General features: G+C 71.8%; 9 protein-coding genes and 1 riboswitch. Of the genes, 8 read left to right on the top strand and 1 reads right to left on the bottom strand.

Annotated elements, in window-relative coordinates:
• Positions 1–311: 311 nt before the first annotated feature.
• Genes VGR37_09685 through VGR37_09670 form a run of 4 tightly spaced genes read left to right on the top strand, consistent with a single transcriptional unit; the run spans position 312 to position 5,562 of the window.
• The gene (locus tag VGR37_09685; protein ID HEV2147659.1) at positions 312–2,234 is read left to right on the top strand and encodes an amidohydrolase family protein; all 1,923 of its coding nucleotides are present in this window, start codon (positions 312–314) and stop codon (positions 2,232–2,234) included.
• Between the two features lie 34 nt (positions 2,235–2,268).
• Positions 2,269–3,657: a hypothetical protein gene (locus VGR37_09680; GenBank protein HEV2147658.1), complete on the top strand. Its 1,389-nt coding sequence runs from the start codon at positions 2,269–2,271 to the stop codon at positions 3,655–3,657.
• Positions 3,658–3,712: 55 nt separating this feature from the next.
• A complete protein-coding gene (locus tag VGR37_09675) occupies positions 3,713–4,807 on the top strand; it encodes a histidine kinase (GenBank protein HEV2147657.1) in 1,095 nt (364 codons plus the stop codon).
• The gene (locus VGR37_09670; protein HEV2147656.1) at positions 4,798–5,562 is read left to right on the top strand and encodes a LytTR family DNA-binding domain-containing protein; all 765 of its coding nucleotides are present in this window, start codon (positions 4,798–4,800) and stop codon (positions 5,560–5,562) included. The genes VGR37_09675 and VGR37_09670 overlap by 10 nt, the downstream gene beginning before the upstream one ends.
• Before the next feature lie 14 nt (positions 5,563–5,576).
• Here VGR37_09670 and VGR37_09665 read toward each other — a convergent pair whose 3' ends face one another.
• Positions 5,577–7,322 (bottom strand): catalase, encoded by a 1,746-nt coding sequence (locus VGR37_09665; protein HEV2147655.1) that lies wholly within the window; start codon positions 7,320–7,322, stop codon positions 5,577–5,579.
• 357 nt (positions 7,323–7,679) lie between these two features.
• On the opposite strand from VGR37_09665, the gene VGR37_09660 reads away from it, so the two are divergent.
• The 4 genes from VGR37_09660 to VGR37_09645 form a co-directional block, all read left to right on the top strand.
• Positions 7,680–11,261: a M1 family aminopeptidase gene (locus VGR37_09660; protein ID HEV2147654.1), complete on the top strand. Its 3,582-nt coding sequence runs from the start codon at positions 7,680–7,682 to the stop codon at positions 11,259–11,261.
• Between the two features lie 111 nt (positions 11,262–11,372).
• Positions 11,373–12,515, top strand: a complete 1,143-nt coding sequence (locus VGR37_09655) for an AI-2E family transporter (GenBank protein HEV2147653.1) — start codon at positions 11,373–11,375, stop codon at positions 12,513–12,515.
• 81 nt (positions 12,516–12,596) lie between these two features.
• Positions 12,597–12,684, top strand: a riboswitch (cyclic di-GMP riboswitch).
• 71 nt (positions 12,685–12,755) lie between these two features.
• The gene (locus tag VGR37_09650) at positions 12,756–13,130 is read left to right on the top strand and encodes a response regulator (GenBank protein ID HEV2147652.1); all 375 of its coding nucleotides are present in this window, start codon (positions 12,756–12,758) and stop codon (positions 13,128–13,130) included.
• A gap of 95 nt (positions 13,131–13,225) precedes the next feature.
• The coding region (locus VGR37_09645; protein ID HEV2147651.1) for a hypothetical protein at positions 13,226–13,585 on the top strand (360 nt) is incomplete at its 3' end.

Raw genomic sequence — 13,585 nt, 5'->3', positions numbered from 1 at the left:
GAGCCGGCTCTGCCGGCTCCCCCGCCTGCACGCCCTGCCTCCCTCTCCGCCGGATCGCGGGGTTCACGCACCCCGGGGATGAGAGGTCCCGTACCGCGGATCGGGGTTCTCGTCCCCTCGCGCTCCCCCATCGCCCGCAGGCGCGCCACATTGTCGGCGATTCCCCCGGCCGCCGGTGCCGGGGTCCTGCACTTCACTCTCCTCGCCCTGCGAGTCCATTGCAACCGCGGTCCGCCCTGATCCTCGCCTGTTCGTTCCTGCTCGGCGCTCCCCCGGCCCGGGCGCAGGACACCGTCGCTCCGTCGGAACCCGTGCCGATCGAGCGCGGCGCGTTCCGCCTGTTCAAGCTCCAGCAGCCCGTCGGACGCGAGGAGTACGAGGTCCGGCGCGACGGCCGGAAGCTCGTCCTCACCGCGAGCTCCACGCTGGAGTTCCTGGGAGGCGGCGTTCCGCTCGCCGCCACGCTCCGCATGGCTCCGGACCTGTCCCCCGATTCCTTCGAGGTCAGGGGCCGGACCTCCACCATGACGGACACCGACAACGCGGTCCGCGTCCAGGGGCGGTCCGCCACCGTCCGGCGGCGCGGGGAGACGCGAACGGTGCCGGTGCCCGACCGGTTCTTCACGATCGGCCACTACGGCCCCGTGTCGCTGGAGCAGGCGCTCTTCCGCTACTGGACCCGGCACGGACGCCCCTCGCGGCTGGAGATCCTGCCCGCGGGCCGGGTGGGCTTCGAGCACCGCGGACGCGACACCGTCACGGCGGGCGGGGAGACGGTGGTCCTCGACCGGTACAGCGTCGACGGGCTCGGCTGGGGGCGGAAGTCGACGTGGATCGACGGGTCCGGGAACCTCGTCGCCACCGTGGGCGGCGATGCCGAGCTGGACCGCTTCGAGGCCATCCGCGAGGGGTACGAGACGGCCCTCCCGGTGTTCGTCGCCGGGGCGGTCCGCGATGGGCTGGCCGACCTCGCGCGCGTCGCGGCCCGGGTGAAGCCCGAGCGCCAGGGGACCTTCGCGATCGTGGGCGCCCGGCTCGTGGACGGGACCGGGAGGCCGCCGGTCGCCGACGCCGTCGTCCTGATCCGCGACGGCCGGATCGCGGCAGCCGGACCCCGGAGCGCGGTCCCGATTCCCCGGGGCACACCGCGGGTGGATGCGCGGGGGAAGACCGTGCTCCCCGGGCTCTGGGACATGCACGGCCACTACGAGCAGGTGGAGTGGCCCGCCGCGGCTCTCGCGGCCGGGATCACCACCGTGCGCGACGTCGCCAACGAGTTCGAGCTGGTGACGGCGCTCCGCGACGCGATTTACCGCGGGGAGGCGCTCGGACCCCGGATGCTGCTCGCGGGGGTGATCGACGGCGGGGACCACCCCCTGGGGGTCGTCGCCGCGAACACGCCGGAGGAAGCGCGCGCGGCGGTGAACCGCTACCATCGGGCCGGGTTCCAGCAGGTCAAGGTCTACCAGAGCGTCCGGCCGGAGCTCGTCCCGGTGATCGCGGCCGAGGCGCACCGGCTGGGGATGACGGTGACCGGGCACGTCCCGACCGGAATGACCGCCGTGCAGTTCGTCGAGGCCGGCGCGGACCAGATCAACCACATCGGCTACGTGGCGGTCGCGCTGCGCTCCCCGGGGGAGCCGGGGAGGCCGGCCACCCTCGACCTGGGCTCCGAGCACGCGCGCAGCGTCATCCGGCTCCTGCGCGAGCGGGGGACGGTCGTCGAGCCGACCCTCGCCCGGACGGAGCAGCACGCGCATCCGCGTGACACCGCGTTCGTCCGCTTCGAGCCCGGCGTGGCGAAGGCCCCGCTGGAGCTGCAGGAGGCACTGAACTCCACCGGAGCCGCCGCGGACGCCGCCGCTCGGACGATGGCCGGGCTCGACCGGCTCATCGGCGTGGCGGGGGCGCTGCACGAGGCGGGCGTCCCGCTGATTCTCGGCAGCGACCTCGTTGTCCCGGGCCACACCCTGCACCGGGAGATGGAGCTCGCCGTGCGGGCCGGGATGACCCCGATGGAAGCCCTCCAGGCGGCCACCCTGGTCCCCGCGCGCGTCATGGGCCTGGACGCGGAATCGGGCTCGGTGGAGGCGGGGAAGCGCGCCGACCTGGTCCTGGTGGACGGCGACCCTCTCCGCGACATCAGCGAGATCCGGAAGGTCTCGGCGGTGGTGACGCAGGGCCGGATGTACCGGCCCGCGGAGCTCTGGCGGAGCGCTGGATTCGAGCCCTGAGTACAGCCACGTGGAACTCCTCTCCCCCCGACCCATGCCACAGAAACGAGATCGTCGCTCCCGCGTCCGCACGTTCTTCGCGGTCTGCCTGCTCGCCGGTGTCGGCGCGCTGTTCGCCCTGACGGCGCGGGACGGCCCGGGGCTCTCCACCGGAGCGCCCCCCGCGCACACGCGGTCGCCGGGTGCGCCGTCCAGCTCCGCGTTCCTCTCGCTTCTCCCGGAGGGGGAGGCCAAGCGGAAGTTTATCCTCGACTGCACCGGCTGCCACGTGTTCGACGAGTGGATCGCGTTCCCGGGAGGCGAGCCGCGCAGCCGGCAGAGCTGGGAGGAAGCCACCCGCCGGATGATCGGCTTCGCGGGCGCGCACACCCCCTTCCCGGTGATCGCCGCCGACCGCGACCCGGCCGCCACGGCCGCCTGGCTCAGCGCGCACGTCACGGCGCCACCGAAGCCGGCGCGCGCGGAAGGGGCGGTCCGGGGGCGCATCACGGAGTTCCCCTTTCCCGAGCCGAAGGACCTGCCGCACGACCTGATGGTGGCGCCCGACGGGAACGTGGTGATCACGGGGATGATGAGCCACAGGATGTGGGTCCTCGACCCCCGGACGGGCCGCTTCAGCGAGGAGCCGATCCCCGTCCAGAGGGCCAACCCGCGCGCGCTCGACCTCGGCCGCGACGGCGACTGGTGGGTGCTCCTGGGCGGGCCGAAGCAGATCGCGCACTTCGATCCGCGCACCCGCAAGTGGAAGACGTACGACATCGGGATGTACCCGCACAGCATCCAGAGGGATGCCCGGGGAAGGATCTGGTTCAACGGCCACTTCACGAAGGAGCCGGAGCTGATCGGCTACCTCGATCCGGCGACGGGGGAGGTCCGTACCTTCCCGGTGCCGAACACCCCCGAGCTCCGCGAGGGGGCCGGGCCCATCCCCTACGACCTGCGGGTGGCGCCCGATGGGAGCGTCTGGGGGACGGAGCTGCACGGAAACCGCATCTTCCGGTTCGATCCGGCAACCGAGCGGTTCGAGGCGTACGCCATGCCCACGCCGCACAGCGGGCCCCGGCGGGTCGACTTCGACGCCCGGGGGAACTTCTGGATCGCGGAGTACGCCGCAAACAAGCTGGCCCGCTTCGACCCGAAGACCCGGGAGTTCAGGGAGTACACGCTCCCCATCCCGGACGCGCTCCCCTACATTGCTCGCGTGGACCAGAAGAGCGGCATGGTCTGGATCGGCACCGCCGCCGCCGACGCCCTGGTGGGCTTCGATCCGCGCACCGAGAAGTTCACGGTCTACGAGCTCCCCACGCGCGGGGCGCTGATCCGGCACATCGACGTCGATCCGCGGACCGGGGACGTGTGGGCTGCCTACGGCGCCGCCCCCGGGATCCCGCCCAGGATCGCGCTGCTCCGGGTCGGCCGCTGAGGGGCCGGCCGAACGATTTCGCGGCGGGCCCTTCGGCGCGCCCGGCCGCCCTCCCATGATGCGGACGCAGACCTGGAAGCTCTGGCACGTCATTCTCGGGGGGTGGACGCTCGGCGGCGTCCTCCTCTCGCTGCAGTACTATTCCGCGGGGGTGTCCATGGGCATCCCGCACCCGCTGCCGGTGCCCGTCCTCGCGGGCTTCACGGAAGCGTACCTGTGGGCGGGAGTGACCTTCGGGGCCCTCTGGGTGAGCCGGCGCTTCCCCCTGGTGCCGGGCCGCTGGATGGTCAGCATCCCGGTCCACGCCGGTGCGGGTCTCGTCCTGCTGGCCGCGAGGATCTTCGTCGGCCTCCACCTGCTCTCCCTGTTCCTCCCGGCGGAGCTGCCGTCGTTCACGGAGGCGCTGGTCAGACTCCCCGAGTACTTCATCCGCTACTGGCTCCTCCTGGGGGCCGTCCATGCCGTCGAGTACGCCCGCCGCTCGCAGGAGCGGGAGGTCGCCGCCGCGAACCTGAGGACGGAGCTGGCCACGGCGCAGCTGCAGGTGCTCAAGGGGCAGCTCCATCCCCACTTCCTGTTCAACTCGCTGCACGCCGTCTCCGCGCTCATGTATTCGGACGTCAGGGAGGCCGACCGGATGCTCTCCCGGATCGCGGAGGTGCTCCGCCGGAGCCTGCAGAGCGCGGACGTGCAGGAGGTCACCCTCGGTGAGGAGCTGGAGTTTCTCGGCCCCTACCTGGAGATCGAGCAGACCCGGTTCCAGGACCGGCTCTGCGTGGAGGTCGACGTGGATCCGGAGTTGAGGCAGGCGCTCGTCCCGCACATGCTCCTGCAGCCCCTGGTCGAGAACTCCCTCCGCCACGGGATCGCGCCCCGGCGAGGCGGAGGGTCGCTGCGGATCGCGGCCCGGAGCCGCGACCGCCGGCTCCTCCTGGAGGTGGCCGACGACGGCCCGGGATTTTCGGGCGACACGCCGGCGAAGGGCGGGGGGATCGGGCTCTCCAACACGCGGGCCCGGCTCGCGCACCTGTACGGGCCGGACCACCGGTTCGAGGTCCACGGCGACGGGCCGGGGTTCGTGGTGAGGATCGAGATCCCCCTCCGGCGCGCAATTCTAAGCTCCACCACCGCACCTGGCGTATGCGCATAACGACGCTGATCGTGGACGACGAGCCGCTGGCACGCGCGCGCATCCGGGGCCTTCTCGCCCAGGAGAAGGACTTCGAGCTCGTCGGCGAGGCCCGGGACGGCGCGGAGGCGATCGAGGCGGTCCGGGAGCTGCGGCCCGACCTGGTCTTCCTGGACATCCAGATGCCGCAGGTGGACGGATTCGGGGTCGTGCAGGCGATCGGGCCCGCGAACATGCCGCTCACCATCTTCGTGACCGCCTTCGACGAGTTCGCGCTCCGCGCCTTCGAGGCGCACGCGCTCGACTACCTCCTGAAGCCCTTCGCGGTGGAGCGGTTCGCGGGGACCCTGGAGCGGGTGCGCCAGGCCCGCGGCAGGGAGCTGGACACCAGGCTCCAGGAGCGGCTCGAAGGCCTCCTCGAGAGCCTGGGCGAGAGCTCGAAGTACCTGGAGCGCTTCGTCGTCCGGTCCGGGCCGAAGCTTCGCTTCGTCTTCCCGGACGAGGTCGACTGGATGAGCGCGGACGGCAACTACGTGCGCCTGCACTCCGGCGGGACCTCCTCCCTGATCCGCGAGAGCATGGGGAAGCTGGAGACGCGGCTCGACCCCCGGAAGTTCGTCCGCATCCACCGCTCGACGATCGTGAACGTCGAGCGGATCCGGGAGCTGGAGTCCGTGTTCCAGGGTGAGTACCTGGTCGTCCTGCAGGACGGAACCAGGCTGAGCTCGAGCCGGGCATACCGCGGCCGGCTCGAGTCGGCCATGAGCATCGGGTAGGACCGCCGGGCGGGCTACCGGACCGGGTTCGGCGCGCTCCCGGCCCCGGCGAGCTCCTCCTCCTCGGCGCTCTCCTGCCCGTCGGTGACCGGCATCCGCATCCCGCCCAGCACCTCCTCGGCGGAGGCCCGGTAGTTCTTCACCGAGCTGGTCCACGTCCCCCAGACCGTGGGGTCGATCGCGTCGCCGTTGTTCCCCAGGCTCCGGAGGCGGCGCTGGTCCTCGTCGGTGAGCACCTGGCCGGGGAGCGGCTCCAGGTGGCGCACATCGTCCGCCGAGAGGCCGATGGCCTCGCCCACGCGGGTGCCGTAGTCGTCGTGCACCAGGAGGAGGTGCCACACCATGCGCTCCTGCACGTCGCGCTCGCACTGGCCCAGCAGGTCGCCCAGGTTCTTCACCAGGTCGTCGCGCTCCCACTCCATCATGGTGTTGTACCGCCCGCGCGCCTGGACGTAGTCGTTGCGGCGCTCGATGACGCTCTGGGTGAGCTGCCCGCGGATTTCGGGCGGGTGGCTGGGCTTCCGCTCGGCCTCGTGCAGCCCGCCGTGGATGGACGGCTCGTAGTTGACGTGCGGGTTCTGCCCGGGGGCCGCGTCGCGGTAGAACGACATCTGGCCGCCCGACTGGTTGGTGTGCTGGCGCGCGTTCTTGGGCTGGTTCACCGGGAGCTGCAGGTAGTTGGGGCCCACCCGGTAGCGCTGCGTGTCGGAGTACGAGAAGGTGCGGCCCACCAGCATCTTGTCGTCCGAGAAGTCCAGCCCGTCCACGAGCACGCCGGTGCCCATGGCGATCTGCTCGTTCTCGTTGTGGAAGTCCTTCACGTTGCGGTTCAGCGTCATCACGCCCACGTGCCGCAGCGGGAACTGGTCCTCCGGCCAGATCTTGGTGTCGTCCAGCGGGTCCCAGTCCAGCTCCGGGTGGTCGTGGTCCTCCATGAGCTGCACGTACATGTCCCACTGAGGGTACTCGCCGCGCTCGATGGCCTCGTACAGGTCCCTGGAGGCGGAGCCCAGGTCCTGCCCCTGCACCTTGGCGGCTTCCTCGGCCGTGAGGCTGGCGATCCCCTGGCGCGGGTGGAAGTGGTACTTCACCAGCACCGTCTCGCCCGCGGCGTTCACCATCTTGTAGGTGTTGACGCCGAACCCCTCCATGTGCCGGTAGCTGGCCGGGATCCCGCGCGGGCTGAACAGGTGCGTCAGCATGTGCATGGACTCCGGCGTCTGGCTCATGAAGTCGAAGATGCGGTTGGGCTCCTGGCGGAACGTCACCGGGTCCGGCTTCAGCGAGTGGATGACGTCGGGGAACTTGACGGCGTCGCGGATGAAGAAGACGGCCAGGTTGTTCCCCACCAGGTCCCAGTTGCCGTCCTCGGTGTAGAACTTCACGGCGAAGCCGCGCGGGTCGCGCGCCACCTCGGACGAGTCGCGCCCGCCGATGACGGTGGAGAAGCGGATCGCCAGATCCGTTTTCTTCCCCGCCTCCTGGAACAGCTTCGCGCGGGTGTACTTCGACGCCGGCTCGTCGCCGATCTTCCCCGTGGCCTCGAACACTCCGTACGCCACGAAGCCGCGCGCGTGCACCACGCGCTCGGGGATGCGCTCGCGGTCGAAGTGGCTGATCTTTTCCAGGAAGTGGTAGTTCTCCAGCGTGGCCGGCCCACGGCTCCCGACCGTGCGCTGCGACTGGTTGTCGGCGACCGGGTGGCCCTGCCGTGTGGTGAGCGTACGGTCCTGCTGGCTGGTGTCGTTCCTCTCGTCCATCGGTCCGCTCCGTGGTGAAAAAACGGGTGCACGCGTGCTGTCTGGCGGCCGGGTGGCGCGCCGGCCCGGGGGAGACGCGAGAAAAGCGCCAGGGCTCGGACGAGCCGCGGCACCCCTGGCCGCGAACGCGCGTGCAACCTTCTCGGGCTGTCGGCCGTACCTCACGGAGAGGGGGCGGTTCTTTTCCGGGCCGGAGCTACCCGCCGGGAACGACCGACCTTCGGCCACCCTCCGCGCCCCAGGCGGAATCCGCTCCGGAACCAATCGACCAGCAGCCAAGATGCAGCTTCAGATACCAGGTGTCTCCCGGACCTGCTCCAGCGGCATGCGGGCTCGGCCGGACGCGCAGGTGGGCCCATGATGCTCGGGGAGGTGTTCCGCTTCGAGGTCGGATACCGGCGGCGCCAGGCGTCCACGTGGGTGTTCGGCGGCATCCTCGCCGGCCTTCCCTTCCTGATGATGCACGCCATCAACGGGGCGGACCGGTACATGAACGCACCGGAGATGGTGGCGTTCGCGTCCATCGTCGTGGGGCTCCTGGGAGTCCTGGTCACCGCCGCACTCGTCGGCGACGCGGCCACGCGGGACGTCCAGACCGGGATGCACTCGCTCTTCTACACCGCCCCGATCAGCAGGGCGGACTACCTGGGGGGGCGCTTCCTGGGCGCCCTGGTGGTCAACGCGGTCCTCATCGTCGGCATCCCGGCCGGGCTCCTGCTCGCCTCGCAGATGCCGTACATGGAGCCGGGGAAGTTCGGCCCCGTGCTCCCCGCCGCGTACGTCCAGGCGTACCTGCTCTTCGGCCTCCCCAACCTGGTCCTCTCCGCCGCGATCCTCTTCTCCGTCGCGGCCCTGACGCGGTCCACGCTGGCGACGTACCTCGCGGCCGTCGGACTCCTGATCGGCTACTTCGTCGCCGTCGAGTTCGAGCCGTCGAACCCGCACGTCGCGGCGCTGGCCGATCCGTTCGGGGGAAACGCCCTGAACAACCTCACGCGCTACTGGACCACGGTGGAGCGGAACGCGCGCCTGGTGGGATTCCCGGAGATCCTGCTCTGGAACCGGCTGGTCTGGCTCGGCGTGGCGGCGGGCGTGCTCGGCCTGCTCCACCTCCGGTTCCGGTTCGCGCACCCGGGGGGCGGCGGGGGGCGGAAGGAGGTGCCCCGGGACGCGGCGGACCGCGCGGACGCCGGGATCGTGCGGGACGCGCCGGTGGTGGTGCCGTCCGCGCGGCGGGAATTCGGCCTCCGGACGCAGCTTCGGCAGACGCTCGCGATCGCCGGGTACTCGCTGCGGCAGATCGTGGGGAGCCGCTCCTTCGTCGTGATCCTCGCGGGCGCGCTGTTCATCGTCTTCACCTTCGGCTGGGACGTGGGGGCCGAGGTCTTCGGCACCTCGAGCTGGCCCGTCACCCACCTCATCGCCGGAACCGTCCTGAGCGGCCCGATCTCGACCATAATCGCCGTCCTGATCGCCGTATTCGCGGGGGAGCTGGTCTGGAGGGAGCGGGACGTGGGGATGAGCGACATCGCCGACGGCGCCCCGGTCCCGGACTGGGTGTCGCTGGCGGGCCGGTTCCTGGCGCTCGCGGGGATGCTCGTGCTGCTGCAGGCCGTGCTGATGGCGGCGGGCGTGACGCTCCAGGCGCTCCAGGGCTACACCCGCTTCGAGCTCGGGCTCTACGTGCGCATCCTCTTCGGGCTGATGCTCGCGAACTACCTGATCTTCGCCGCGCTGGCGATGGCGGTGCACGTGGTGGTCGACCACAAGTACGCGGGCCACCTCATCGTCGTCCTCTTCTACGTCTTCACGATGTTCGCCGACCGGTTCGGCATCCGGCACAACCTCCTGGTCTACGGCTCCGATCCGGGCTGGGTCTATTCGGACATGAACGGCTTCGGCCCTTTCGTCGCGCCCTTCGTGTGGTTCAAGCTCTACTGGGCGGGGTGGGCGCTGCTGCTGGCGCTGGTGGCGAAGCTGTTCTGGCTGCGGGGGAGGGAGGCCGGCGCGCGCCGGCGGATCGGCCTCGCTCGCGCGCGCTTCACGGGCACGGCGGTGGGCGCGGCGGCTTTCGCGGCGATGCTGATCCTCACGCTCGGCGGCTTCATCTTCTACAACACCAACGTCCTGAACGACTATCGCACGCCCTTCGAGTCGGCCGCGCTGCGGGCCGAGTACGAGCGGCGCTACAAGCGGTTCGAGGACGCGCCGCAGCCGATCGTGACCGCTGCCGAGCTGCGCGTGGAGATCCGGCCCGGCGAGGGCGCCGTGGACCTGCGCGGCACGTACCACCTCCTGAACCGGACGGCGGCGCCGATCGACTCCGTCCACGTGATCGTCCACCCGGAGATCCGGACCCGCTCCCTGGCCTTCGACCGGCCCGCGGAGCGGGTGCTCCTGGACGCCGAGCTCCACTACCGGATCTACGTCCTGGAGCGGGCGCTCCAGCCGGGCGACTCGCTCCGGCTGACCTTCGACCTGGCCTTCAGCCCGCGCGGCTTCCCGAACACGGGGATCCCGACCGCGGTGGTGGGGAACGGCGCGTACTTCGACCGGCGCTGGCTGCCCGGGATCGGCTACCAGCGAGGCCTGGAGCTCAGCGGAGAGCGGGAGCGGCGCGAGCACGGTCTCCCCCCGCACCCGCCCGTGGCATCCGCGGACGACGAAGACGCGCGCCGGACCCGGTACGAGCTGCGCGACGCGGACCTCGTCAGCGTCGACGCGGTCGTCGGCACGGACGCGGACCAGGTCGCGATCACCCCCGGTGCGCTGGTCCGCGAGTGGCGGGAGGACGGCCGCCGCTACTTCCACTACCGGACGGAGGCGCCCCTGCCCTTCGCGGCGCCGTTCCTCTCCGCGCGGTACGAGGTGCTCGAGGACTGCTGGAGGGACGTCGTCCTCCAGGTCTTCTACCACCCGGGGCACGACTTCAACCTGGACCGCATGGTCCGGAGCATGAAGGCGTCGCTGAGCTACTTCACCGAGCACTTCGGCCCCTACCAGTTCGGCCGGCTTCGCATCGTGGAGTTCCCGCGCTACGCCAGCTTCGCGCGGGCGCACCCGCACACCATCGCCTTCTCCGAGGGGAGCGCCTTCCTCACGCGCGTGGACAGCGGCAACGTGGACCGCACCTTCTTCGTGACCGCCCACGAGACGGCGCACCAGTGGTGGGGCGGGCAGGTGATGGGCGCCCGGGTGCGGGGGGCGTCGCTCCTCACGGAGACGCTCGCGCAGTACAGCGCGATGATGGTCATGGAGAAGACGTACGGCCCCGAGCAGGTCCGGCGGTTCTACGACTACGAGATGGACCGCTACCTCCGCGGCCGGAGCGTCTTCTCGAACCGGGAGGTGCCCCTGCTGGAGGTGGAGGGGCAGAGCTACCTCTACTACCACAAGGGCGCGGTGGCCATGTACACCCTGCGCGAGCGCCTCGGCGAGGAGCGGGTGAACACCGCCCTGCGACGCTTCCTCGAGAAGCACCGCGGCGGACTCCCGCCGTACCCCACCTCACTCGACCTGTACGCGGAGCTGCGTGCCGTCACCCCCGACACGCTTCACCCCCTGCTGAGGGACCTCTTCGAGGAGATCACGCTCTGGAACGTGCGGGCGGAGCGGGCGCGTGTGCAGCCCGCCGGAACCGGGGAGTACCGGGTGACGCTCGCGGTCGAGGCGCGGAAGGTGCGGGCCGACAGCATCGGAAACGAGACGGAGGTGCCGATGGACGACCTCGTCGAGGTCGGCGTCTTCGCGCCCGCCGGAACCGGGGAAGGCAGGGGCGAGCCGCTCTACCTGCGCAGGCACCGCATCCGGAGCGGGCGGCAGACGATCACGGTGACCGTTCCGCGCCGGCCGGCGTGGGCGGGGATCGACCCCGACGGCAAGCTGATCCAGCGGGAGACGGACGACAACCTCGTGGCGGTGGAGCCGCCGCCTCGGTAGTGGCGCGGGCGGGGCGCTGCTCGTGCGGGCTTGCGACGGGCCGCCGGGCCCCGGAAGTTGGTTCCGGAGAAAGGCCGCTCCCGCGAACGCCCCCAGCGCACCAGGCTTCCGATGACGGAGATCCCGCAGCAGCCGGCCTCCCCCCGGGGCGGGGAAGAGGCTCCCGCTCCGCTCCGCCCCGACCTCGCCGCCGCGCTGACCCGGGCGGTGCTCCTCGCCTTCGCGCTCGTCGTCCTGCTCTGGCTCCTGCTGCGCGTCCGGAGCGTGCTGCTGTTCTTCGCGCTCGCCGCCGTGCTGGCGATCTCGCTGAACGCGCCCGTCGCCTGGCTGGAGCGCCGCGGCTGGCACCGCGCTCTCGCCACCGTGGCGACGACGCTCGCCGTGCTGGCGGTGCTGGGGCTGGTGGGGTGGCTCGTGGTCCCGCCGCTGGTGGAGCAGGTGACGATCCTCGTCCGCAACCTCCCGGAGATCGCCGCGGGGCTGGAGGCGCGCGTCTCCGCCCTGCTCGTGGAGCACCCGGAGGTGGAGGCGCGGCTGCGGCGCGAGGTGGGCGGGCAGCTCGTCGCCTGGGGGCTGGGGATGCTGGAAGGGGTCTGGTCGTACTCGCTCACGCTGATCGGCGCGCTCCTGCTGGCGCTGCTCCTCCTCAGCATCGTGGTCTACATGGTGGCCGACCCGCGGCCGCTGCTGGCGGGGTACGTGGCCGCCATGCCGCCGCACCTGCGCGGCCCGGCCACGCGCGCCTTCGTCCGCGCCTCGGAGTCGACGGTGGGGTGGATGGAGGCCAACGTGGTGCTGGGGACGCTCAAGGCCGTCCCCGCCTTCCTCTTCCTTTACTTCATGGGGATCCCCGGCGCGCTGGTGTGGAGCGTGCTGGCCTTCTTCAGCACGCTGGTCCCCCGGCTGGGCTTCTACGTCATGGCGGTGCCGCCCGTGCTGGTGGCGCTCTCCATCTCCCCCGCGAAGGCGGCGTGGACGGCGCTCTTCTTCTGGGCGTGGAGCGAGGTGCTGGGGGCGCTGATCGCCCCGCGCGTGCAGGGCACCAGCATGAACATCCACCCCGTGTTCCTCCTCTTCGTCACCATGGGGATGGCCGTGGCGTTCGGGCTCGTGGGCGTGCTGATCGCCGCGCCGACGGCCGGGTTCCTCCGGGCGTACTACGAGGAGTTCTACCTCGCCCGGCGCCCCGCCGACCCGGAGCTCGCCCGGCGCGTGGACGCCATGCTGCGCAGGGACGCGGGGGCCGCGGGCTGAGGCCCCGGCCGCCGCGCTTCGTACGCTTCTTGCACCCCCTCCGCGGCGCCGCGGCCCCGCCAGGGGCCGGGCGGACAACCATGCTGCTCAGAGCAAACCCGCCGAAAGGCGGGGGCGCAGAGCCACGGGGCTACCGCGACGCGATCGCCACGCCAGCCGGGCCGCCAGCAATCTCGATTCACGGTCGAGGGCTGGCGGCGTTTTTTTCGCCGCCGCGCCCCGACGCCGCCCTGCAGACGCATGACGCCGAAGACCGTGCTCGTCGTCGAGGACGACCCCGACCACCGGGACATCATGACGACCCTGCTGCGCCACCACGGCTACGGGGTGCTGGAGGCCGTGGACGGCAGGGCGGCGGTGGACGCCGCCGTGCGGCACCGCCCGGACCTCGTCCTCATGGACGCGCACCTCCCCGTGCTGGACGGGTGGCGGGCGACGGAGCGCCTCAAGACCGACCCGGGCGTGTCGGACATCCCCGTGGTGATCCTCACCGCGGCGGCGCTGGAGGAGGACCGCGAGCGCGCCGGCCGCGTGGGGTGCGACAGCTTCCTCACCAAGCCGTGCGAGCCGCAGTCGGTGCTGGACGAGGTGCGGCAGTGGATCGGCCCGCCGTAGCGGGCTGGCCGCGCGGCGGGCATGGACGCGGCCCCGCCGGGGCCGTATTCTAGCGGGAGCACGCCACCCGCACAGGAAGCCCGCGCACCGACGCCGTGATTCCACCGACGCACGATCTCCCGCCGCACGACCTGCTCCCCGTGGAGCCGTCGCGCGCCGAGCGCCTGGCGCTCCGGGTCCTCCAGCTCGGCGCCCTGGCCGTGGTGCTGGCCGCCGCCACCTACCGGGTGTTCGAGCTGGACCGCTTCTTCGTCCCCAAGGAGGCGGTCCTGCACCTCACCGCCTTCCTGGCGGGGATCCTCGCCCTGGGCTCCGCGCGCCGGACGCGCGCCGCGGGGGTGGACGCGCTCCTGCTGGGCTTCCTGTTGCTCGGCGGCATCTCCGCGCTCTTCGCCACCAACCCGTGGGCGGCCGTGCGCGCGCTCGCCATCAGCGTCTCGGGGGTGGCGGTCTTC

The sequence above is a fragment of the Longimicrobiaceae bacterium genome (genome assembly GCA_035936415.1).
Taxonomy (GTDB): domain Bacteria; phylum Gemmatimonadota; class Gemmatimonadetes; order Longimicrobiales; family Longimicrobiaceae; genus JAFAYN01.
This window is presented reverse-complemented; position numbering and strand designations above follow the sequence as displayed.